20 protein-coding genes are annotated in these 23,280 nt (G+C 46.0%); 1 reads left to right on the plus strand and 19 read right to left on the minus strand.

The window, feature by feature from the left end; genetic code table 11:
* Positions 1-10: 10 nt before the first annotated feature.
* The 9 genes from NST33_RS22660 to NST33_RS22700 are packed head-to-tail and all read right to left on the minus strand — an operon-like array spanning position 11 to position 9,244.
* Complete coding sequence (locus tag NST33_RS22660) at positions 11-3,859, minus strand: hypothetical protein (protein ID WP_339305150.1); 3,849 nt, start codon at positions 3,857-3,859, stop codon at positions 11-13.
* 1 nt (position 3,860) lies between these two features.
* Positions 3,861-4,298, minus strand: coding sequence for a DUF4280 domain-containing protein (locus NST33_RS22665; RefSeq protein ID WP_221824334.1), 438 nt, complete (start codon positions 4,296-4,298; stop codon positions 3,861-3,863).
* A 16-nt stretch (positions 4,299-4,314) separates the two neighbouring features.
* Positions 4,315-4,638, minus strand: a complete 324-nt coding sequence (locus tag NST33_RS22670) for a hypothetical protein (protein WP_339305152.1) — start codon at positions 4,636-4,638, stop codon at positions 4,315-4,317.
* Positions 4,639-4,685: 47 nt separating this feature from the next.
* Entirely contained in the window at positions 4,686-4,844 is a 159-nt protein-coding gene (locus NST33_RS22675; protein ID WP_339305154.1) for a hypothetical protein, read from the minus strand.
* Positions 4,826-5,932, minus strand: a complete 1,107-nt coding sequence (locus tag NST33_RS22680) for a pentapeptide repeat-containing protein (RefSeq protein ID WP_221824338.1) — start codon at positions 5,930-5,932, stop codon at positions 4,826-4,828. Before NST33_RS22680 ends, NST33_RS22675 begins: the two co-directional genes overlap by 19 nt.
* Positions 5,933-5,952: 20 nt before the next feature.
* A complete protein-coding gene (locus NST33_RS22685) occupies positions 5,953-7,368 on the minus strand; it encodes a hypothetical protein (RefSeq protein ID WP_221824340.1) in 1,416 nt (471 codons plus the stop codon).
* A 15-nt stretch (positions 7,369-7,383) separates the two neighbouring features.
* The gene (locus tag NST33_RS22690; protein WP_339305156.1) at positions 7,384-8,043 is read right to left on the minus strand and encodes a hypothetical protein; all 660 of its coding nucleotides are present in this window, start codon (positions 8,041-8,043) and stop codon (positions 7,384-7,386) included.
* Positions 8,044-8,056: 13 nt separating this feature from the next.
* A complete protein-coding gene (locus NST33_RS22695; RefSeq protein WP_339305158.1) occupies positions 8,057-8,830 on the minus strand; it encodes a DNA and RNA helicase in 774 nt (257 codons plus the stop codon).
* Positions 8,831-8,860: 30 nt separating this feature from the next.
* On the minus strand, positions 8,861-9,244 hold the full coding sequence (locus tag NST33_RS22700) for a hypothetical protein (protein WP_339305160.1): 384 nt from the start codon (positions 9,242-9,244) through the stop codon (positions 8,861-8,863).
* A 602-nt stretch (positions 9,245-9,846) separates the two neighbouring features.
* Here NST33_RS22700 and NST33_RS22705 point away from each other — a divergent pair.
* The gene (locus NST33_RS22705) at positions 9,847-10,095 is read left to right on the plus strand and encodes an IS3 family transposase (protein ID WP_339308752.1); all 249 of its coding nucleotides are present in this window, start codon (positions 9,847-9,849) and stop codon (positions 10,093-10,095) included.
* A gap of 839 nt (positions 10,096-10,934) precedes the next feature.
* Here NST33_RS22705 and NST33_RS22710 read toward each other — a convergent pair.
* From NST33_RS22710 to NST33_RS22755, 10 genes are read right to left on the minus strand one after another with little or no spacing between them, the layout of a single operon-like run.
* Positions 10,935-11,636 (minus strand): SMI1/KNR4 family protein, encoded by a 702-nt coding sequence (locus tag NST33_RS22710; protein ID WP_339305162.1) that lies wholly within the window; start codon positions 11,634-11,636, stop codon positions 10,935-10,937.
* A gap of 16 nt (positions 11,637-11,652) precedes the next feature.
* A complete protein-coding gene (locus NST33_RS22715) occupies positions 11,653-14,883 on the minus strand; it encodes a hypothetical protein (RefSeq protein WP_339305164.1) in 3,231 nt (1,076 codons plus the stop codon).
* Between the two features lie 2 nt (positions 14,884-14,885).
* Positions 14,886-15,320, minus strand: a complete 435-nt coding sequence (locus tag NST33_RS22720) for a DUF4280 domain-containing protein (protein WP_307543034.1) — start codon at positions 15,318-15,320, stop codon at positions 14,886-14,888.
* Positions 15,321-15,335: 15 nt separating this feature from the next.
* Entirely contained in the window at positions 15,336-15,851 is a 516-nt protein-coding gene (locus NST33_RS22725) for a hypothetical protein (RefSeq protein WP_339305166.1), read from the minus strand.
* A complete protein-coding gene (locus NST33_RS22730) occupies positions 15,851-16,957 on the minus strand; it encodes a pentapeptide repeat-containing protein (protein WP_339305168.1) in 1,107 nt (368 codons plus the stop codon). The genes NST33_RS22725 and NST33_RS22730 overlap by 1 nt, the downstream gene beginning before the upstream one ends.
* 36 nt (positions 16,958-16,993) lie before the next feature.
* Complete coding sequence (locus tag NST33_RS22735; protein WP_339305170.1) at positions 16,994-18,409, minus strand: phage baseplate assembly protein V; 1,416 nt, start codon at positions 18,407-18,409, stop codon at positions 16,994-16,996.
* Positions 18,410-18,430: 21 nt separating this feature from the next.
* A complete protein-coding gene (locus tag NST33_RS22740; RefSeq protein WP_339305172.1) occupies positions 18,431-19,066 on the minus strand; it encodes a hypothetical protein in 636 nt (211 codons plus the stop codon).
* A 31-nt stretch (positions 19,067-19,097) separates the two neighbouring features.
* Complete coding sequence (locus NST33_RS22745) at positions 19,098-19,871, minus strand: DNA and RNA helicase (RefSeq protein WP_221824342.1); 774 nt, start codon at positions 19,869-19,871, stop codon at positions 19,098-19,100.
* Between the two features lie 31 nt (positions 19,872-19,902).
* Positions 19,903-22,554 carry a molecular chaperone gene (locus NST33_RS22750; RefSeq protein ID WP_221824343.1) on the minus strand — a complete coding sequence of 884 codons (2,652 nt, stop codon included), beginning with the start codon at positions 22,552-22,554 and terminating at the stop codon, positions 19,903-19,905.
* A 32-nt stretch (positions 22,555-22,586) separates the two neighbouring features.
* Positions 22,587-23,276, minus strand: coding sequence for an iron-dependent peroxidase (locus NST33_RS22755; RefSeq protein ID WP_100528546.1), 690 nt, complete (start codon positions 23,274-23,276; stop codon positions 22,587-22,589).
* Positions 23,277-23,280: the final 4 nt, after the last annotated feature.

The following is a 23,280-nucleotide window of genomic DNA, read 5'->3' on the forward strand; positions in this document are numbered from 1 at the left end:
TTCTGTCCTCCTAATGGAACGGCCCTGGCTGCTTATACCATTCTTTGGGCCAAGTTTTTGCATTTGTTGACAATGGATTATATACAACATCTATTTTTTTATCAGGCATTCTCACTCTTACGTAACCTATCGGATTATCAAGGATATCTGTTATCACTAACTTTCCCTGACCTTCTTTTACTCTATATGTTTCGAATGCTTTAATTTTGGGATCGTTTACTTGACGCGTCTGAGGTACAATATTTAGAGGACTATCTTCAACTGCATTATCAAGAGCCCCTTCATTTATGGATTTAATATGTCCTCTTTCAGTTCCTGGACTAACTTTCGTTCGACTATACCCAGAACCACGCTTCCCTTTAGTACCAACTGTCCAAATCATCTTAACTGTATTTCCGAATTTATCCAAAAGAACCGTTGTTGTTTCTTTACCATTCAAATCTAATACACTAATCTTATACACAGCTCTTCCATCTGTAATCTTTTCGACTGAGAATTTGTTATTTGTTATACCTTCTCTTAATTCTTTTATCATAACACGCGATAAATTTTGAGATTTCAATGCGACAACCAGATCTTCAAATTCTGCATCTGTTAACTTGTTTTTTATAGTATCATTTGATCTATTTCTCTCGTCAGACTCATTCGGTTTCTGGCTATCTTTCTTCTTAGATTCGTTCGTATCCTTATCTTTTTGTGATTCTTGTGGCTTTAATAGATCCTTAGACTTATTTTCAGCCTCTTCACCCTTTTTACCTTTTCCTTTTTTCTTCGATGAATCTTGTTTCCACTGATTATGACTGTTGGGAATCTGATTATCTTTCTTGTTAGCGCTAGATGAGCTTGTTCCTTCACCCTCGCTCGACTTTTTCCCTGTACCTGTATTTGATCCTGAAGTGTCCGGTTCTCCGGATGTTTGGGTCTTCTTACTGGTATTCGGAGTTGGATCCTCTATCTTTCCACTACTTGATGATCCTGTTCCTTCACCATCGCCAGGCTTCTTCCCTGTACCTGAACTTGAACCCGTACTATCCGTTTCACCCGATGATTTGAACTTCTTACTACTATTCGGTGTCTGATCCGTTTTCTTGCCACTGCTTGGTGAGTTTGTGCCTTCACCGTCGCCAGACTTCTTCCCTGTACCTGGACTCGATGCAGTAGCATCCGTTTCACCTGACGATTGCGACTTCTTACTGCTGCTCGGGGTCTGATTCGGCTTCTTGCCATTGCTGGAGGAACTTGTTCCTGCCCCATCGCTTGACTTATTCCCAGCGTTCGGGCTTGTTTTCCCTCCGGAACCCACTTCTCCGGCATTACCCGACTCTTTGGGCTTGTTTTTTCCCAAGTTGCTCCAAGGCTGAAACCGGATGACCTGGCTCTCCTTATAATAATCGCTGACGGCTTTAACAATCACATCTTTTGACTTTTTCACAAATGTTTTTGTTTTACTTGCAGCCGGTTTGTCTGTCGTCGTTGTTCCTTTAGAAGCAGCACTTGGAGAACCCGTTGTTCCTGGATGGTCTGAGGGTTCGGGTACACCTGAAGAACCCTTTTTCGTGCTTACTCTGCCCGTAAATCCATTGAACTCCCCGTCCAACCCTTTCATAGTCATCTCATGTTGCTCGAATTCACCCATCAGGGTAGATAATTCTTCTTTACTCATGGGAGCCATAATTCGCCGGGCAAGATACTTCTTCTGTTCCACCGTCAGATTCTGTTTCTGCCAGTAATTATAGTCACCCATTTCCTCGGCGGTGATGTCTATTCTTCCGATATCTCGAGCAATGCCGTTATGATAAGGGCCAAAAAACATTTCATATTTAATGTCATTCTGCTTCACATTCCCATAATGCACCAGTGCTTCCTTCAACTCTTGGTCAACCTGTTGATGAGCCCAATGCTCCCTCGTATAGCCTGGAATCTGATAATACATCTGGCTAATTTCCTTATCCTGCTGATGCAGTTTCTTAACAAAATCCATAAAGGAAGTAGCTGTGCTTAACTCTCGTGCTGCTGAGACAACTTTACCAAATAATTGGTGCTTATAAGCCTCTTCTTGCTGCATCTTGCCCACGAAATCACCATTCAGATGATTCAGAAGTTGTAGGGCCGAAGGCTTAAAGGATCCTGCACTTGGGATGTTCCCGATCAAGCCGATTGCTGCAGCGCCAACGACAACGGCCTGTGCCGCAATGGCTGGTGCACCTCCAAGCATACCCAAAACGGGAATCATGCCCGCCATGGCGACCGCTGCACCAAACAGGGAGGCCTCCTTCATGTTAACCACTGAAGGCTGCATAGCAGCTGCTTCGGCTGCAGCTGCTGCTTGAGCTGCCTCATATTGTTCAAGCGGAATAAGGGGCGGCTCTGGCTCAGGCGGCAAATCGGCTACCACGACGGGTGCCTTATGGCTGCCTTCCTGTTGCAGCAGTTCAGCACGGACATCAGCTTGTCCATCGAGAATAAAGCTGCTTCCTCCGCCAAGGAGCCAAATTGCTTCAGGGGCGGTAGCTTTAATCTGACCTGCTTTAAGCGATAGACTGCCACCCTGAATCGAGATGTTACCTGCACTCTGCATCATGACACCCTGGTCATTCAGTGTGATGACCAATCCAGCTCCAGCTTGTACGGTCACCTCATCCGATGACATACCAATAGATGGTCCGTCAGGGTGGCCCCACATTTTGTGTTGCGTTCCACCGGAAACCGAACGCTTGCTTTCGGGTACTGCATGACGAATATAAGCCTTGGACTCGCGAGTTCCAGGAATGTACAGTTCCACCGTGTCACCAATCTCTGGCATCAGGTAGAGTCCGCTGTGACCTTCGGCGACGTAAGATGTCGATAAAGGATATGGACAGGAAGATTCTGCTTTAATCGGACCATCTTCGATATACAGTTCCATCTGTACACGATCACCAATAATGCGGATTACTTCACCGTATAAGGAGAGGCCAATGAGATCCAGAAGATCGGATCGTGGAACCCGAATATGGTCTTCCAACATCATACGATATGTAGTCATGAGCAACCCGGATTCCAATCGGGATTCCGCTTGAGTTACCGTTAATTCTTTCCCGTCAGGCAGTTCGACTTTATCACCCAAAGCATAGGTTTCATAACACTCCATCGTATAGATGAGCGCCCCCTGTGTACCTTTGGGATCCTGCATCATATACCGATGCTGTTCATCCCCATGCCAATTCAGATGGCCCATTTCTTTCTTGACATGATATGGACGATCCAGAGGCCATTTCCACAACTTGCCCATGGGCAACCCGAAGAACAATTTCGGTGAAGCCGCTGTCACTTCAGGCACCAGTACGGTACCAAACCGGGAAGCCAAACGTCTCAGAAACATCCAGTCGGTTTCTCTATATTGTAAAACAAGTTCTCCCAATTGGGTATTCTCTGTGACATTATCAATTACATCCGAGTAGGTATACGCCTTCATCACGTATTTAACTAATTCGCCATAGGACATCGCCCTGTTCTGGAATGCTCGCTCGGATATTTCAATGTCCATCTGATATGTATTCGATATGGCCTCTAGCTCGAACCTGTATATGCCACCAACCAAATGTACAGTTAATGAAGTCATCACGCCATGAAACAGACGCCTTACAGATTTCCCCATTTGATCTAGCTGTCTTAGTACAATCGGTTCTCCTTCAGCCTGGACATGAAGGATGCCTGGTCCATCTTCCTCCGGTATAACGCCGCTAATATATAACTTCGCATGCTCATTAATCTGTCGGGTAATTCGGATTTCTTCCAGCCATTGCACTTTATACGGCCAATATAAACGGAGTTGTTCGTATCCGATGCGTTCCTGTACCTTTTTCATGGATTCGTTCATCTCAAAAATCCAGCTGCTGTCCGTCATCCTCGATGACGATATCTCCACCATACAGACACTTATGCGTACAGTGACCAAGTAGAGCAGCTTTCCCTTCCACCTTGGCATCTCCTTTGCCATGTAGCCAAGGCATAGTCAATACAGGTACACACGGTGCTTTCTTCACCCCATAGATATCCACCATCATACTGTTGGATACAGCCGGATTCTCCATATTGGAGCAATTTCCAAATGATCCAATATGGACTCCAGGTACATAATCTTCAATCGTCAACTGAGCCTTGCCTTTGATGTAAACGCCATGACTAAATGGGATCTTCAATCGGGTACGCTGTGTACCACAACTGCAATGCAGAATCGCTCCGGCAACCACATAACTCTTGGAATCTCCTGTAGCAGGTTGAAGACTGATCTCACTCTCTTGATTACCTTGTGTCATTTCGCCTCTCTCCTCTCTATATTGTCTGTTCCTGCTCCAGACGGACCAGCTGAATCCCGGAAAAATCCCGACGCAGCAGACTCTCTGCCAAAGCTAGATTAACGATGATGACAGATTCACGAGGTTCCTTTAATTGAAACAAAGGAAGTTCAGCCTTACCTCGATCCAGAACAATCTGTTTCAGACTTCCATCCAGATGACGTTCCGTTTGGGGAGAGAGCACATCCATTACCGTTGGATAAATAGCCCAATAGGTCTCCTGGGACATACGTGCTTTGTCCGTCAACACTGCCGCCCTGCGAATTAAGCCGGGATGGTACAACGTAAATACTTCCAGCATTCGATCCGATACCAGAGGTACAGGGCGCTCCAAATAATCGGTGTAATCTACATTAGGTCTGCTTTTGATTGAAAGGTTAATTGCGGTGTGATTACCACTCCCTCCTGAAAAGAAGCATTCCACTCTCGACGCTGTACCTCACCAACCGCTTCTGTCTCTACACGATTTGTCCATCTGGTATCCTGCATCAGCCTAAAGTATCGCATGGCGATTCCTCCTTCACCGACTCCTCAAATATCGCATCTTCCAGATCTGCCCCATCCCATAACACGTTGGTTAGGTTTGCTCTACGAAATATAGCTCCACGGAGTCGCGCTCCCCTGAAATCTGCTCCGGTTAAGTTGGCATTCTCGAAGTTGATACCTGAGTACCCAGGACCCTGTATTCGACCATCAGGATGCCCTTCTTCCCCAGAAATGCCCCTGAAGATAGCCCTCTCCAGTGAACATCCATTGAAGTCAGCACCGTATAGTAGACTGTCAGCAAAATTGGTATCTCTCATATCACAGTTATGCCAACGTGTGCCTACCAAGACACAACGTTCAAAATCTGTTGATTTTAATCTGATGTCATTAAACCTGCTATACCGGAAGTCTAGATCACTGCATATCATCTCTTCCATGTCCAGATCGTGATAGTCCGCATACATCCCACCCAAACCATCACCCTCTTCAAGCTCCCTGCCGATGTCTTCCAGGTTCCGTTCTCGTTGGTCAAGTCGATACACACATTCACTGGTATCCAAATACTCCCCTACACGAACCTCAAATTCGGGCTCCACCTGCATATCCGATATCAGTTGGGAATCAAGGAGCTGATGGAAACATTGACGAATAAAATAAATAACATAGCGGTGAACCAAAGTTACCTCTTGAAGTCGTATTCGATCCAGTTCAACCATCGAGATCATCCCCTGATAATCAGGAAGTGTCTTCTTCAAACGATCAAGCATCCGTTCCAAACAATCAAAGGCCCACTGGGCATCATATATTGCCTGTATAGGCTCTCTGTCGAGAAGCCATGACATATCACTGGCTTCGGCAAGATAATGCATCGCTCCCGTAGCGACTTCTGTCCGCAACAAAGAATATTGGATGTAAGCAACATTCCCTTTGGCACCAATCTGTTGACTGTGCCTTACTTTACTAGTTAATTCTTCGAAATAACTTAGGAACTCCGTAGTCAACATTGGGGATTGGCTATTTAATGTATATTGAAGGTCAGCCATCAGCCTGATTCGTTCAGGCTCCACTTGATTCGTATAAAAGTGCAGTAGTGATTCCTTCCGGCTCACTGACTTTCCTCCTTCCAACGTTAATTAGATTTCACTTCTGTCCCGCTCATTTGAGCCTGACCATCCAGCCTTATTTTCCCTACTCCTCCTTCAAGAAGAAGTTCTGATCCAGCAGATAATGTAATTTTCTTTCCTGCTTTTAGCGAAATGCTCCCTCCTGCTGACATACTTACTTGCTGACTACCTGCAATATGAATACCTTCATTTCCACTAAGTCGAATATAGACCTCTCCTTCTTTGCCGCTAATGATTACAGCGTCTGGAGTAAGACGTATCTCTTTCCCATGAGGAGTGCGAAAAATTTTATGATCTGGATTGTTCAGCTTGTTGGTGGATGTCGACTTGTTATCCAGTCGTGGAGCACCTGTGGCGTAAGCATCTTCTTCATACATCGTTGGGAAATATACAGCTATCGGGTCACCAATTTCGGGCATGACATACCAGCCGGTCTCTCCCTCTGCAATATACGGAGATTGATACAACAGCCACAGTGCATCTTCCGTCCCTTGTTTATCATCACAATCAAGATGCACCTGAACCTGTCCACCATGTACACCGATAACACGCCCCATTAATGAGCTTCCAGCAATCAGCGGATTGTAGTACGTCTTTTGCCGCAATCCTTTGTGAAGACTCAGCACATATTTATGCTTTAGAATACCTCCGGCTAGTTCCGTATAGGCTTCCGTAAGATACAGACTTCTGCCACGGAATGAGATATGGTGTCCCAGTTCCATAACTTGATCTGTCTCCACTTCGTATACAATGAAGTCACTTTCATTCACATTTACAGTCTCGTTCTCTGTGAAGTACATGAACGGAGTCATGTTTTTGTGGACGGTATAACGCGTATTGTCCAGTTCGATCGAGTTACCATGCTCATATACGCCGAAATAAAATTTGGGACTGTCGAATTGAGCCGCAGGCATCAGACTCGTATGAAATCGGGAAGCCAGTCTTCTGAGAAATGCCCAGTCTGTTTCCTGGTATTGCACGGCAACCTTGCCAATCTTGGCTCCCCCGGTCCCCTCATCGATCACGTCCAGTCCCGGATAATCCTGATCCAGCTCCTTTAACAATTCAGGGAGCGTCATCTGGATGTTTTGAAACGTACGGGTTCGCTTCTTGACATCCATCAGGTATGTATGTGAGATTGCTTCAACCTGGAGCGTATATACGCCCCTCACAACCTGTACTTCTACAGATAAAGGAATGCCTTTGAATAGCGGACTTTTGTTCCCTTCCTCGTCCTTTTGCCACACTTCAATCGGGGTATTCTTATCCGTAACATCCACATAACGATCTTTCCATTCCTCGGATACCATGCCTTTGAAAACAAGACGGGTGTGCTCATTCATCTTTTTGCGGATTGTCAATTCTTGCAGATGTACTAGCTCATAAGGTTCAATAATCAGATTTTCATACGTCAGGCTCATGGACTCAGCTCCTCTCTAATTCATTTCGACAATGAGTGTATCCAGAAGTGTACCACCGGGTTCCATCCAATTTCTCTTCTCATCGTCCGTACAGTTAAAACCATAAACAAGGACTTTCTGATCTAAAATGGTGAACACCATATGGTTATAAATTTGATCATTCAATCCCTGAACAACGAACTGGCAGTAACCCGTGGAAAGACCGGCATCCGTCACTCGAACGCCGTGTTTTTTCCATTCTCGTACAGGTTGAGTTGCACGAATCACATCAGCCATCGATTCCGTAAAGGAATTCAGCTCTTCCGGAGCAAGACGATGATCCAATGTCTTGAACGTAAAGTTGATCGTTCCCGAATCATTGGTATAGATCCATTCAGGACGATGGGACGACGGATATTTTAACTGAGCTTCTCTTTCTGTCACCAAACGAAATGTGCGGGGAAGAGACACCGTAACCTTGCCCTCGTATAGCTCCGTTCTTCTCAGATGTATCGTTTCCTGTTCAAGGCGTATCATGGTTATTGGCTCGAATGGTTTTACTTCTCTTGATTCAGGAGAGGCTTCAACATCTCTAGTCTCTGTTCCCTGATGAGGTTCACCGTTCAATGTTTTGCCATATAACATCGGGATGATTTTGCGATCCATATGTTCCATAAACGAATTCCATCCTCCCATTCACTTGAAAATTTCAATCCACAATCATACGATGTGGTCCACCCACCGGCATACCCGAACGTCCCGTTCCCCGACCTGCATTCGCCAGTATGCGATCCAGATATCGATGAATCTGCGCATTATCATATTCTCTGTACTCCAGCCCTAATCGACTAGCAATGTGATGCAAAATGACGCTACGCGCAACCGTTCCTTCATTGAGACACATCATGGCGAAGACCAGATCCTGGGGATCAGAGGTCCCCGTTCGAAGCAACCTCTCGGCATAATCCTTCATGACAACAGGAGATAAGGTGCTTGCCCCCTCGGCTGCATAAGGGACATGAATGACATGCAGGGTGTTGAACTCCGTTGCCAAGTCGGCAAAGGTCTGGTAGTCACGCCGCAGCCGCGCCCCTTCCTTCAGCTTGAATCGAGCCAGCTCCAACTCTCTCGATGTGCACGTTGTCTCTTCATCCAAGAGCAGTTCGGAATGGCTTATCGTCATGTCACTCACGGTCTCCTCCGCGGTAAACCGAAGCTTCAACACATTGACCCGTCCCGTAGCTTGGTATGCCAGTTCCATAGGCTCTGTCAGCATATAAAGCCTTCCTTTATACAGCACCATCCCAGGAGCGACGACCAATTTGTCCGGGAAGACTTCTACCTCTGCACCTGCAAGAATGCCATCTGCATAACCGCGATAGTACAGTTCGATGAAGTCTCTGGGGAAATCACGTAGTCCCTCCAACATGGATGTTTTCAGAATTCTTCCCTTGTTAAAATGCGGATACGAATATGTGAACATGAGCGGTGTTCCCCCTTCTGCTCGTGATCCTCACTTCATTCCGTCAAAGAAGTCCAGTTCCGACAAGTCTGTCTCAAACGGAAGCAGCTTCTGCGATCCCAGATACAGCCGTTCATTTCTGCGAGCTACAGGCAACACATGGAAGCCCCAATGACTATCATCCGGAAAGACAAAAAACTTCGTCTCTCCATTCACGATGGAATCCGTATCATCTTGCGGAATTTTATCTCCATATCGATCTCGAATGTCTTCGTAGAGTACCTCTTTATAGAAATCCGGGCGGTTCGCATATACGAATTTTTGTCTCAGCTGGCCATCGCTTCCGCTAAGGTACAACTCCACTTCTGCCGTCTCGAATGGCCGGGAAATGCTACCGGGAATGCCATCACTCCGATCCAGACTGCTGATCAGCATTTTTTCACGTCCATTATGCGTGTAGGCACTTACGGTATACGGAATTACTGGTATTATCCCTTTAAGTAGACACTAAAAAAAAACTTCATGTTATCATGAGGGTTCAAGTGACACTTGGAGGGGGAATTTTATAAAAAAAAAGACAAACATTTCAGACCAATACCGAAGAATTCGAATTGAATGCAGTTCAATCGGTTGTCGAAGGTTCTTCGAGCTACAAGGTGGTTACTGAGCGCGAGGGAATTCGAAACTGTTCACAACTAAAGGTGTGGTGAAAAAGTGGAAAAACGGGGAAGCGTTCGATGATGCGAAAAAATAGTGTCCCGAACCCACTGAAGGGACGCCCCCGTACAAGCTTTGGCTGCGCAGAGGAAGAAAGAGATTACCTTCAAGCGCAGGTGGATTATTTAAAAAAGCGGTATCCAAATCTAGTAAAGGAGAAGCGTTGAGCCAGCGAGAGAACTGGCGCTATCCTAGATGAACTACGCTGCTCACATGGCATTACACGCCTATTAACGATAGCAGGAATCCCTCGATCCAGTTACTACAAATGGCGAGCAACACAGCCGCAGCGAGACGCAAGACAAGACCGCGATCGTGAGATCAAAGAATGTATGATGACCATTCATATGAACAACAGAGAGTTTGGTTACCCGCGTATGACAACGGCGCTCTGGGAGGCTGGTCTGAACGTCAATCACAAGAAAGTGTGGCGAATCATGCGGGAACTATCCATACAATCTGTCATTCGCAGGAAGCGGAAGAAGTCCAGCTATACGCCATCCGTTATCTACCCGGTCTGTGATTCAAGACTTGTTCAACAACGAAATTGTAGCTTGGCAGTTATCTAAACGGAACGATGTACAGCTCGTATTGGATACGGTGGAACAATGGACACAAAAAAAGAGACGTTTCGGAAGCCGTGCTCCATTCGGATTAAGGCTTCCAGTATACGTCTCAGGCGTACAACTCACGATTAGAAGCATTCGGCGTCAAAGACAGCCACTCTCGCAAAGCAACCTGCCTAGATAATGCATGCATCGAATCTTTCTTTTCACATCTCAAAACAAAGAAGCTGTACAAGAACCAGTGTAATTCAGAAGCGAGATTCGACAAGCGGTGGAAGAGTACATGTACAGTTACAACTATCGACGTTTTCAAGCCAAACTCAGACAACGCGCACCAATTGAATATCGATGCGCGTTGTTTGAGTTTGGCTTTTTTTCATCTGTCTACTTGACAGGGGTATGACCATTTTTGCTTGTTGAATATTTAAAACTACCTTATCATCTTTTCTATCGTAGTGGCGTATTTTACAGTTGCGATTGATCCAAAAAAATTTTGAGAAAGCGAAGAGAACAAAAAACAGATCAATCATGGTATTATCTGACCATAATCAACCTGCTTCGTGTAATGGAATAGCGTTATTTAGGTTACAAAACTTTAGCATTTCTTTGCGTACAAACAAAATAGCGAAATCTTTTATACGGGTATTACATGGGTTATATGTGTTATTGGTTGTATGATGGAGTCATTCCGCACTTGGTAGCTGCTCCAAGCTTGAATCTGTTAAAGAGTGTACACAATCTATTTTACAGACTTGAGCAGTTAACTCCCATTGCGGCAATTTATAAATCAGAATAGTAACTTCAAAAATAAGTTTTTGTAACTGCTCATATATATTAAACAACTATTCAAAACCAATTACAATCCATTCATCTACATAGCTCCAAAAATTTATATTATAATTCGGTTGTCTTTTTGCTGACCAAAAAGTCGCATTATTATTATTACAATTTTGATAGTCTATTACAATATACGTTCCCATACCATTTGTGAAAAAACCAAAAGATGATTCTAAATTAATTCCGATGGGTTCTTCTAATTCATCAATTATCCCCCATTCTAAATCCTCGTCTCCTAGAAACGTTACAGACTTGATAGGGACTAGCCCCATAGATTCACTAGCATAGTAATAAAAACCATTGTGAACTTCTTCATAGAATTTTTGAATTAAGTTGGGCATTTTCTCCCAAACTTCACGTAATTCCTTATTGTTAAATTGATCCTGTGGATTACGTCCCTCGTAATATAATATGTTTCCCTTAGAATTTTTGATTGTATATAGAACCGAAAAATCCTCCCCTGATTGCATTAATTCAACATCTACAAGAAATTCGCTTAAATAAGATATTGTGTTGCGTAATTCTATCCGTAGATATTCTTTCCAAATTCCTAGAATTCTTTTTATTCTGACTGTGCTATCTTGTTCTTTAAAAATATCATACCAATCATCTGGAAGTTGGTTAGTTGCAATACTACTGATGTCTTTATGAGTAAGCAATCTTATCTCTTGGTTATATTTTCTTAAATACTTCAATTTATCATCCATTGAAATTTTCAACTCCCTACTTGTTATTCAAATTATTCAAATCATCTATTTGCTTTTGTAGCTTCCTTTCTATTTCTCTTTCAATAATCATCATTCTTTGTCTGAATTCAGAATCGATTTCAATTTCACCTTTCTTTCCTTTTTTATAATGAGTCCATTCTTCAAAGGTTTTTGACTGTTTTGAAGTATTGGCTGACTTGCTTAATCCAATAAAGTTATCTGGATTATTAAGAACTTCAAGCTGTTGTGATTTTGTTAATTTCCCGAAACCGTCCATTTTAGTTATATTATTCATTGGTACGATATGGTCTGCTTCTAAAGAACCTATAAAAGTTTTTCCGGGTATTGCTTCGTCCTTTGTCTCCACATTTTTGTTGTGTCCCTCATTAACCTTGTCTCTTAACTCTGGTGTTGGCGTTTCATCTCTCAATATTTTATATTCTTTATCAGTAATTTGTCTATCTCCATAACGAGGCGGTGTCCCAACATCTCCCGCTCCCTCAGTGCCTTCCGAATCATCCTTCGGTTTGTTTGTTTTCGGATTCTCCGGTTCGGTTGATTTAGGTGGTTTAGTATCCGCTTCAGAATTATCCTCAACCTTATTTGGCAGAGATTTCTTCCATGAGTTCACGTCATTTGGAGTAGCATCTTTTTCTGGATTCGTCTTAGTTTCGGTATCTTTTGGTTTCTGTTTTGGTGGCTTCTGGTCACTATCCGCTTGGTTAGGTTTAGTTTCAGGTCCAACTTCAGCTTCTGTTTTACCACCAGAACCTGCTTGTCCCGTTTTTTTCGACTTATCCCCGCTCCAATCGCTTCCTCCCCCAGAAACGATCCTCATTTTCTGGCTATCTGTCCATTTCTTCTTTACAAATGTCGTTGCTGTTTTTAATCCTTTACCAACAACTTGCATGACCTTTCCTTCAATGTCTGGCGTCCTTACCCTTAGATTACCACCAATCATCGTTCCGTTCTCTATTAAATCGCGATGCATTTCATAATCGTAGATCATCTCTACGAATTTCTCATGGCTAATCGGATTGTAAATCAACTGTGTCAGATATTTCATCTGTTCCAATGTCAGGTCCTGACGCAACCAAAAATCATAATCTCTTAATTCCTCGACGGTAATATTATGATATATGCCAGCACTGTCTAATGCCCATGAAATTTCTTGGTAGTAGGGCGAAAAGAAGGTTTGATGTTGAACATCGTCTTTCTCCACACTCTTGAAAAATTCCAGCGACTTCTGCAGGTCACGTTGGAATTTTTCACGCGCCCATTTCTCACGGAAGTAACTCGGAATCTGCTCATAAGCAAGGCTAATCTCCTTGTTCTGTTGTTCCAACTTCTTAAAGAAATCGGTCACCGAAGTCGATGTAGTCAGCTCTTTGGCGGCCGTCAGCATTTTACCAAGCATCGTCCATTTCGCTTCGTTCTCCTGCTGTTGGAGCTCGGTAAATCTGTTCGTAAATCGGTCTAGCAAATTCAGAGCCGAAGGCTTGAAGGAGCCTATCTTCGGCACGCTCGCGATCAGACCCGTGGCAACGGCAGCAATACCTACGCCGATGGCTGTCTGAGCAGCAATCCCCCCTAGAGCTCCCAGGATCGGAATCATAGCAGTGATGGCCAATGCAGCTCCAGCCAACGATCCATCTTTCGGGTTCGTCGTTGATGCCTGCGTCACTGCAGCAGCCTCTGCGGCTGCTGCGGCCTGAGCTGCTTCGTACTCCTCAATCGGCATCAGCGGTGGCTCCGGCTCCGGAGGCAGATCCGCCACATGAACAGGCGCTTTGTTGCTGCCCTCCTGTTGCAATAGACCTGCTCGTACGTTGGCCTCCCCGTCCAAAATGAAGCTACCACCCCCGCCAAGCAGCCAAATCGCTTCTGGTGCTGTGGCTTCGATCTGTCCGGCCGCAAGCAGGATATTGCTGCCTTGAATGGACAGATTGCCTGGACTATTCAATACGATCCCCTGATCATTTAAGGTAATCGTCAACCCGGATCCAGATTGCAGTGTAACCTCCTCAGGCGACATCCCGATAGAGCTTCCGGCAGGATGCCCCCAGACTTTATGCTCTGTCCCTCCGTTAGTGGAACGTTTCCCCTCAGAGATAGAATGACGAATGTACGCTCCGGATTCCAGACTACTTGGAAAATATAATTCCACCTGATCCCCGATCTCCGGCATCATGTATAACCCGCTATGCCCTTCCGCAGCATAAACTGGCGCGACCGGATAGGGGCAAGCGGAGCCTTGCGTCATCGGGCCCTCATCCATGGGTAATTTGATCTGAATGTGATCATGAATCACGCGGACCACCTCGCCGTACAGCGATAACCCAATCAGGTCCGATAGGTTGCATCTAGGTACACGAATGTGGTCTTCGAGTACCATGCGGTATGTCGTCATGAGTAACCCGGATTCCAGTCGCGAATGGGCATACACCACGGTCAGCTCTCTGCCATCTGGAAGTTCGACCTTGTCTCCCAACGCATAGGTCTCGACACTTTCCACCGTATATTGCAATACGCCTTGCGATCCCTTGGGGCCCTGAATGATATATCGATCTTCCGTTCCGGAGCCGTGCCAGTCGATTCCAGCCAGCTCCTTACGAACCTGATAAGGTTGGTCTTCTGGCCATTTCCACAACTTACCTGCGGGCAAACCGATATACAGTTTTGGTGATGCCGCTGTGATTTCGGGGACCAGCACTGTACCGAATCGCGAGGCAAGCCTGCGTAGGAACATCCAATCGGTCTCTTTATATTGTAATACAAGTCCGCTCAATGAGGTATTTTCGGTAACCTGATCCATGACATCCGAATAGCGGTAAGAATTCATAATGAATTGAATGAGTTCTTTGAACGTCCACCCTCTGTTTTGAAAGGCTCGTTCCTCAATTCGCATATCCATTTGATAGGAGTTGGACAAGGCTTCAAGTTCGAATCGATAGACCCCTCCCGACAAATGAACCGAGAGCGATGTCATTACGCCATGGAAGAGTCTCCTCACTGATCTACCATTTTCATCGACTTGTCTGAGTACGATAGATTCCCCTTCAGCCTGAACTTGAAGAACGCCCGGCCCATCCTCTTCCGGAATTATACCGCTGACGTAGAGTTTCGCATGCTCGTTCACTTGGCGGGTAATTTGCACGCCTTCTAACCACTGTGCACGATAAGGCCAATATAGACGTATTTGCTCATAGCCGATCTGGTCGAGTTTTTTCTCCGTAATTTCACTCATCGTCAAAAGTCCAATTGCTGTCCGTCATTCTCTATGACGATATCTCCGCCATACAGACACTTGTGCGTACAGTGACTGAGCAGTGCAGCTTTCCCTTCCACCTTGGTATCTCCCTTTCCATGAAGCCAAGGCATGGTCAGCACGGGAACGCAAGGCGCTTTCTTAACCCCATAGATGTCAACCATCGTGCTTGCCGCTACTGCTGGATTAGCTGGATTGGAACAGTTACCGAATGATCCAATATGAATACCTGGAACATAATCCTCGACAGTCATCTTCGCCTTCCCCTTGATATATACGCCATGACTGAATGGTATCTTCAATCGTGTACGCTGCGTCCCGCAATTGCATTTAAGTATTGCTCCTGCAACGACATAGCTTTTAGAGGCTTCTCCAGCCGTATGAATCTGGGCATCATGATCTTGACTTCGCACCATCATAACCTCTCCCTTCTAATTCGTTTGTTCCAAGTCCAACGGAATGAATTGTACTCCTGCCACATCTCGCCGCAGAATGCTCTCCGACAACGCCAGATTGACAATGATCACGGTTTCGTGCAGCTCCATCAATTGGAACAGGGGTACATCCGGGAAATCTCGCTTCAGTACGATCCGCTCCAGACTTCCATCCATGCGCCGACGGGTATGAGGAGATAATACGTTTGCCAGTGCAGGAGGATGAATGGCCCAATACGTCTCTTGGGTCATTCGCTCCTTGTCCGTTAATACGGTAGCCCTTCGCTTGAGCTGAGGACAATACAAAATAAGTGTTTCAAGCAATTGATCTGAAACCAAGGGAACCGGCTGTTCCAAATAATCCGTATAATCGACATGGAATCCGCTTCGCACATAAAGGTTAATGGCTGTATGCTCACTGCCCGAATCATGAAAAGCCTGATTCCAGGTCCTGCGTTGCAGTTCACCGACAGGCTCAGTCTCTACGCGGTGTATCCATCTGGGATCGGCCATTAGACGAAAGTATCGGATAACCCTCGCCTCCTCTGGGCATCGTCAAAAATCGCACCCTCCACATCAGCACCCTCCCATAACGTATCTGTTAGATTGGCTCCACGGAATATGGCTCCACGAAGGTGTGCCCCCCGGAAGTCAGCACCTGAAAGGTTTGAATTCTCGAAGTTAAGTGCATCGTATTCTGGACCCTGAGCGAGTCCTTCCGGATGTCCCACCTCCCCTATTATCTCCCTGAAAACAGCTCTTTCCAGAGAACACCCGCTGAAATCTGCCCCATATAGAATGCTTCCGGTGAAATCGGTGTTCTCCAGACTACAATCGCGCCAACGTGTCCCTATCAAGATACAGCGTTGAAAATCGGTAGAATGCATATCGATACGATCAAAACGGCTGTAACGAAAATCCAGATCGTTGCACTCCATTTTGCTCATATCTAGTCCCTGAAAATGCGCGTACATGACCTCCAGACCATCACTTTCTTCCAATGCTTCACCAATCTCCTCAATGCTCCTAGTCCTTTGATCAAAACGAAATACGCACTCACTAGCATCCAAGTATTCTCCTACACGTACTTCGAATATCTGTTCCAGATCCATAAGGGAGTTCCATTCGAAGTCCTCCAGCGCGCTACAGCTACGGCGTATAAAATGTACAAGATACCGATTCACCAACGCCGCTTCCTGTAACATGATTCGTTCCAGTTCTACCACTGTAACGGTTCCTTGATAGTGAGGAAGTTCTTCTCTTAATCCATTGAGCATCCGCTCAAGACACTCATAGGCCCAGTGGGAAGAATAGAATGAACGGATGGGTGTTCGATCCAGCAACCATGAAGCATCGTATGCTTCGACCAGGACATTCATCGCCCCTCCAAGAAGTTCTGTTCGCAACATAGAATATTGAATGTAAGCGATCGGCCCTTTCGCCCCACGCTTTTGGGCGTCGCTGACTTCCTGAACCATAAACCTGAAATGACTTTGGAGCTCAGCTGTCAATTCCGTATACCTTGTATGCAGCGTATGCTGCAAATCATCCATAAGTTTGGCCCGCGCAGGTTTTACCTGATGGGTATAAAAATGTAATATAGATTCCTTGCGATCCATTGGAAATTATCCCTCCTGCCCATACGTCACCCTATACTAGTTGGCTTTCACTTCTGATCCACTCATTTTTGCTTGTCCATCCAATTTGAATGTCCCTCCCCCGCCTTCCAGCAACAATTGCGAATCGGCAGATAACGTTATTTTCTTCCCGGCTTTGAGCGAGATATTGCCCCCAGCAGACATCCGAATCTGCTGGCTTCCGATAATCTGAATGCCCTCGTCCCCGCTGAGACGTATGAACACCTCGCCCTCTTTGCTGCTAATGGAGATGGAATCTGGGGTCAGTCTGATTTCTTTGCCATAAGGCGTACGGAAAATTTTATGATCCGGTTTGTTTAATTGGTTCGTTCCAGTTACCTTATTATCCAGACGGGGTGCTCCTGTCGCATAGGCCTCTTCTTCGTTTTGCGTTGGAAAATATACGGCCACCGGATCACCCACTTCAGGCATGACATACCAACCTGTCTGGCCCTCTGCGATGTATGGCGACTGATACAACAGCCACAACGCTTCCTCTTCCTCCTGTTTTTCATCACAGTCCAGCTGAACTCTTACATGACCACCATGCACTGAAAGGATGCGACCAAGTAATGAGCTTCCGGCAATTATCGAATTGTAATATGTCTTTTGTCTTAGTCCTCTATGAAGGCTAAGTACATATTGGTGCTTCACTATTCCTCCCACAAGCTCGGTATATGCCTCAGTCACATATAGGCTTCTGCCTCGGAAGGTAATATGATGTCCAAGCTCCATCACCTGATCTGTCTCGATTTCATATATAATGAAATCTGATTCGTTGACCTTTATCGTATCGTTTTCGGTAAAGTACATGAATGGTGCCATGTTTTTGCGGATTGTATAACGTGTATTGTCCAGATCGATTGAGTTTCCGTGCTCAAAGACGCCAAAATAAAATTTGGGGCTGTCAAACTGAGCGGCCGGCATTAAGCTCGTGTGAAAGCGAGAAGCAAGTCTCCTGAGAAATGCCCAATCCGTTTCTTGATATTGCACGGCAACCTTCCCGATCTTGGCCCCCCCTGTTCCCTCATCAATCACGTCCAGCCCCGGATAATCCTGATCCAGTTCCTTTAACAAATCGGGTAACTTCATTTTGACATTTTGAAATGTACGCGTTCGTTTTGTAATGTCCATCCGGTATGTATGTGAGATGGCCTCCACGTGGAGCGTATATACACCTCTGACAACCTGCACTTCAACAGATAGTGGAATGCCTTTGAACAGAGGCTTCTTATTACCATCCTCATCTTTTTGCCACACTTCAATTGGGGTATCCTTATCCGTAACATCGACATAGCGATCCTTCCATTCCTCAGACACCATGCCCTTAAACACGAGCCGAGTGTGCTCATTCATTTTTTTCCGGATCGTCAGTTCTTGCAAATGCAACAGTTCATATGGTTCAATAATCAGATTTTCATAAGTCAGACTCATGTTTCTCATCCCCTCTCAACTTCAATGGATCGCAAGTGAATTAAGAATCGTCTCCCCAGGCTCCAGCCAATCGCGCTTTTCTTCATCCGTGCAATTAAATCCGTAAACAAGAACTGACTGGTCTAAAATCGAAAAACCGATATGGTTATAAATCTGATTATTCAACCCCTGAATGGAAAACTGACAGTAGCCCGTGAACTGTCCCGTTTCAGTAATTCGAACGCCATGTTTCTCCCATTGTCTGATAGGCTGCGTCCCTCGAATGACATTGGCCATCGTTTCGGTAAAGGAAGTCAGCTCCTCTTCCGAAATTCGATGCTCCAGCCTGTTAAACGTAAAATTGACTGTCCCTGAATCATTGGTATATATCCATTCCGGCCGATGAGACGAAGGATACTTCATGCTCGCTTCCTTCTCTGAAATTAAACGCAATGAACGTGGAAGGGATATGGCTACCCTACTATCGTACAGCTCAGTTCGTTTTAGAAATACGCTTTCCTTTCCAATACGGAGCCTCGCCGGCAGCTCTGCTGAATCAATAGCCTGAGATTTATGTGCCAATTTAACCGCCTCTTCAATTTCACTGTTCTGACCATTCTCTTCATTTTCACGATGGTTATATAATATGGGAATTACTTTGCGATCGAGATATTCCATATCAAGAACAACTTCCTTTCCTTGTGCTGAATCAATCCACAATCATACGATGTGGTCCGCCCACCGGCATACCCGAACGTCCCGTTCCCCGACCTGCATTCGCCAGTATGCGATCCAGATATCGATGAATCTGCGCATTATCATATTCTCTGTACTCCAGCCCTAATCGACTAGCAATGTGATGCAAAATGACGCTACGCGCAACCGTTCCTTCATTGAGACACATCATGGCGAAGACCAGATCCTGGGGATCAGAGGTCCCCGTTCGAAGCAACCTCTCGGCATAATCCTTCATGACAACAGGAGATAAGGTGCTTGCCCCCTCGGCTGCATAAGGGACATGAATGACATGCAGGGTGTTGAACTCCGTTGCCAAGTCGGCAAAGGTCTGGTAGTCACGCCGCAGCCGCGCCCCTTCCTTCAGCTTGAATCGAGCCAGCTCCAACTCTCTCGATGTGCACGTTGTCTCTTCATCCAAGAGCAGTTCGGAATGGCTTATCGTCATGTCACTCACGGTCTCCTCCGCGGTAAACCGAAGCTTCAGCACATTGACCCGTCCCGTAGCTTGGTATGCCAGTTCCATAGGCTCTGTCAGCATATAAATCCTTCCTTTATGCAACACCATCCCAGGGGCGACGAACAATCTGTCCGGGAAAACTTCTACCTCTGCACCTGCAAGAATGCCATCTGCATAACCGCGATAGTACAGTTCGATGAAGTCTCTGGGGAAATCACGTAGTCCCTCCAACATGGATGTTTTCAGAATTCTTCCCTTGTTAAAATGCGGATACGAATATGTGAACATGAGCGGTGTTCCCCCTTTCTGCCCGTGGTCCTCACTTCATTCCGTCAAAGAAGTCCAGTTCCGACAAGTCTGTTTCAAACGGAAGCAGCTTCTGCGATCCCAGATACAGCCGTTCATTTCTGCGAGCTACAGGCAACACATGGAAGCCCCAATGACGATCATCCGGAAAGACAAAAAACTTCGTCTCCCCATTCACGATGGAATCCGTATCATCCTGCGGAATTTTATCTCCATATCGATCCCGGATGTCTTCATAAAGCACCTCTTTATAGAAATCCGGGCGGTTCGCATATACGAATTTTTGTCTCAGCTGGCCATCGCTTCCGCTAAGATACAACTCCACTTCTGCCGTCTCGAATGGACGGGAAATGCTACCTGGAATGCCATCACTCCGATCCAGACTGCTGATCAGCATTTTTTCACGTCCATTATGTGTGTAGGCACTTACGGTATACGGAATTACAGCGGCATCATGCGTGATGTCGGCTTGAACGCTTCCCGTTTTGCGCGCACTCAGATAACGAATCGCCCCTCGAAGGCAGGCAAGTTTAAGATCAGGCACACGCCCTTCCGCAGGTTTTTGCCGAAACTCAATGCTTCTGCCTGGAACGAACTCTTTCAATGCTTCCCGAAATACATCAATGCGACAGGACTGACCTGTCAACTTGATAATCGAGTACTGGTTCATCCGTCCCTGCCGATAGAAATCATCCAAAAACTTGCGAACCACCTCATAGATATCGGCCTTAATCAGCTGGGTAATTTCCTTGATATTGAACACCACATCGGGGAACTCATATTCATCCTTCAACTCCCCATTCCGTTCTACCGAGAGGAACCAACGCTCCATGGTGGTGATCTGCAGATCACTGTCCCCGTCGCCCTCCATCTCCGAGTGGAATCGGTTACGCAAGATGCCGGTTTTGCGGAAAAATTGTTGCTTCATCTCTTCTGCGATTTCCCACAGGAAGTAGAAGTTTCCTCTTACCCGCAAATACTCATCCCGTGAACGGTTCTCTCTGCGCGCAAACGCAGTCGGGATGATGTGTTCTGCCTCCTCATAGCGTTGCTCCAGCTTCTGATAAACGGACTTCACACCCTCTTCGTCCACCTGACGGAACACATCCGCACCAGGTGCCTCAATCAGGCTATCAATATCCGTCACCTGACGGCGTCCGCTATAGTAGTCGGCGAATACAATCTTCATGAATTGCATAATACGATAGGTAATGTTGTGACCTCCGAAGTTCGTATCCCCATTTTCGTAGGTCGTATGGATATCGAGCTTGTACGCCATATGTCCATCCTCGATCGTAAAGGCACAGGAAGATAAATCCGTCGTTCCACCGCCACAATCAATCACGAGCGCATGATACGTCTGCCCTTCCATAAAAGCACCACGTTCCATCCCGTCAGCAAGGGTGTTATAGAGCACAGCCATTCCCTCATCCAGCGCATACGTCTGCTCAATCCGATAATCCGGGAGCATCTCTCCGAACATCTGCAAAAACTGTATTTTCATCTTCACGGGACTCGTAAAGTGCACATGGCGAAACTTGCACTTGAACTGATGCTCTGCCGTTCGGATGATGTAATTCATGTACGCACGCAGCAGATCCATACGAGAAACGATGGCCGCATTGCCATGAACATCGACGATTTCTTCCATTTTGTTGTAATTGTTCACCCATCGCTTCATGCTGCGGAAGACACTCGCCCGGCTACTGTATCCTCCCCGACGCATACTTCGCAGCGCTTCATAGCCGAACTCGTAACGAATGTTCGCTGGATCCGAACACTCCGCCACCCCAATGGCCGTAGGCAAGACCTCGATCCAATCCGTATCTTTGTATGTAGGATCGGGAAAAGAAACGTAGTTGATGGCATCCATACGGACTCGCCCATTCAGCAAATCCTGGCTGCTCGGCGCCTGAATATAACCGTTATGCAAATAGGCGCCTGCCGTCGTATTGGAGGTGCCAAAATCAATTGCAAGCACTGCTTCTGTCGGTTCAAGCTCCCGGATGTCCAGATCTGCCAGTGGGATTTGAGTATATTGAATATGAACCGGTGGAAGCGGTCTGCTGGAATAATAGGTCTGATATAGGTACTCCGAGTCGCGTTTACGGAAAAAGAGAAGACTATACTGTCTGTTTCCAGATCTCTTCCAGGTCGCCCCACTTCCTGCGGTCAAATAAAAGGTTCCCGATACGGAGTCGTCCTTAACCAGGTTGAAGATGCCGCACAGCTCCATGCTTTCATTGACTAAAAGTACGTTGGATTCGGTTAGTCCCCCCGGTGCCGTAACCACATATCGATCCAGCTTGTCCACGTTCAATCCTTCGTACAGAATCAGTCGCGCAGGTACACTAATGCCTCCATCACTGCTCATGGGCGCCGTCATATGACGAGAAATAGCCTTTTGTATCCGCTCGAATCCACCTTCAACAGACTGATTGATCCACAATATATCGTCCGCTCCCAGAAATTTTAAAATAATCCGAATCAGTTCTTCCCGCTCCGTCCGAGGACCCAATCCCTCGATTAACCGTTCCTTGTAGCAAATGTTCCGTAATTGGAACGTGGTCATGTCCATCAATTCTTCACGCGTATAACGCATGGTTCCTCTGGAACGTTCCCTGCTCGTGGCATCAGGATACAATCGGTATGAATAGCCGTTCATCTATACTTCCTCCTTACAACTGCTGGTGCTGCTTAATATAGGGCAATCCCGTCCTGTATCATCGTATAATCCACATCCAGAATGCCAAAATGATGCCCCCAGTATATTTCCGTGTCGAAACGTACCGGCAGAAAGAGTTCAAGAATCAGTTCCAGCTTCTCCTTCGCTTCCGTACGCTCTACCTGACCAATATACAAAAGCAATTCATCCTTTTCTTCACAATTGGCATATAGGGTTGAACGCGGGAACATTCGAACAAGGGTATCCCTCAGCAGATGAACCGCCTCTCCCGTATCATACAAACGGAGCATATTGCAGGCGATCACTTCCTGCTCCTCCTGTCCGAACAGCTCCAGTCGCCGCCGAACCCGATCCCCGTATACACCCGAATGCATATCCTTCAGAATGAAGCGAATATAATACTCCCTCTTGTTCATCCCCTGCATCAAATCCATATCCGCCAGAAAATGAATAACCAGATCAAAGAGCGCTTCCCGCAACTCCACCTGCTCTTCATTATTGATATCGAAGAGGTCCCGGAAAATATCAAAAAAGCGATAATACGGATTGACTTCAACCGTGCCTTCCACGCCTGAAGCATTCAGGTTTGTCTGGCTAAGTTCCATGTAAGGCGAATATACACGTGCTGGCACAAAGGTTACGTCGCGCAGATCGGTTCCATTACGCTTGGCCCGAATAATCAGATCCCAGATGTAATTCATGCTG

The organism is Paenibacillus sp. FSL L8-0435 (assembly GCF_037965655.1).
Classification (GTDB): domain Bacteria; phylum Bacillota; class Bacilli; order Paenibacillales; family Paenibacillaceae; genus Paenibacillus.

Bases quoted from the DNA above. Each gene is read 5' to 3' on its own strand.
- NST33_RS22660 (WP_339305150.1), bottom strand. From the start codon at position 3,859: ATGAACGAATCCATGAAAAAGGTACAGGAACGCATCGGATACGAACAA.
- NST33_RS22665 (WP_221824334.1), bottom strand. From the start codon at position 4,298: ATGACACAAGGTAATCAAGAGAGTGAGATCAGTCTTCAACCTGCTACA.
- NST33_RS22670 (WP_339305152.1), bottom strand. From the start codon at position 4,638: ATGCTGGAAGTATTTACGTTGTACCATCCCGGCTTAATTCGCAGGGCG.
- NST33_RS22675 (WP_339305154.1), bottom strand. From the start codon at position 4,844: ATGCGATACTTTAGGCTGATGCAGGATACCAGATGGACAAATCGTGTA.
- NST33_RS22685 (WP_221824340.1), bottom strand. From the start codon at position 7,368: ATGAGCCTGACGTATGAAAATCTGATTATTGAACCTTATGAGCTAGTA.
- NST33_RS22690 (WP_339305156.1), bottom strand. From the start codon at position 8,043: ATGGGAGGATGGAATTCGTTTATGGAACATATGGATCGCAAAATCATC.
- NST33_RS22695 (WP_339305158.1), bottom strand. From the start codon at position 8,830: ATGTTCACATATTCGTATCCGCATTTTAACAAGGGAAGAATTCTGAAA.
- NST33_RS22700 (WP_339305160.1), bottom strand. From the start codon at position 9,244: ATGCTGATCAGCAGTCTGGATCGGAGTGATGGCATTCCCGGTAGCATT.
- NST33_RS22710 (WP_339305162.1), bottom strand. From the start codon at position 11,636: ATGGATGATAAATTGAAGTATTTAAGAAAATATAACCAAGAGATAAGA.
- NST33_RS22715 (WP_339305164.1), bottom strand. From the start codon at position 14,883: ATGAGTGAAATTACGGAGAAAAAACTCGACCAGATCGGCTATGAGCAA.
- NST33_RS22720 (WP_307543034.1), bottom strand. From the start codon at position 15,320: ATGGTGCGAAGTCAAGATCATGATGCCCAGATTCATACGGCTGGAGAA.
- NST33_RS22725 (WP_339305166.1), bottom strand. From the start codon at position 15,851: ATGGCCGATCCCAGATGGATACACCGCGTAGAGACTGAGCCTGTCGGT.
- NST33_RS22730 (WP_339305168.1), bottom strand. From the start codon at position 16,957: ATGGATCGCAAGGAATCTATATTACATTTTTATACCCATCAGGTAAAA.
- NST33_RS22735 (WP_339305170.1), bottom strand. From the start codon at position 18,409: ATGAGTCTGACTTATGAAAATCTGATTATTGAACCATATGAACTGTTG.
- NST33_RS22740 (WP_339305172.1), bottom strand. From the start codon at position 19,066: ATGGAATATCTCGATCGCAAAGTAATTCCCATATTATATAACCATCGT.
- NST33_RS22745 (WP_221824342.1), bottom strand. From the start codon at position 19,871: ATGTTCACATATTCGTATCCGCATTTTAACAAGGGAAGAATTCTGAAA.
- NST33_RS22750 (WP_221824343.1), bottom strand. From the start codon at position 22,554: ATGAACGGCTATTCATACCGATTGTATCCTGATGCCACGAGCAGGGAA.
- NST33_RS22755 (WP_100528546.1), bottom strand. From the start codon at position 23,276: ATGAATTACATCTGGGATCTGATTATTCGGGCCAAGCGTAATGGAACC.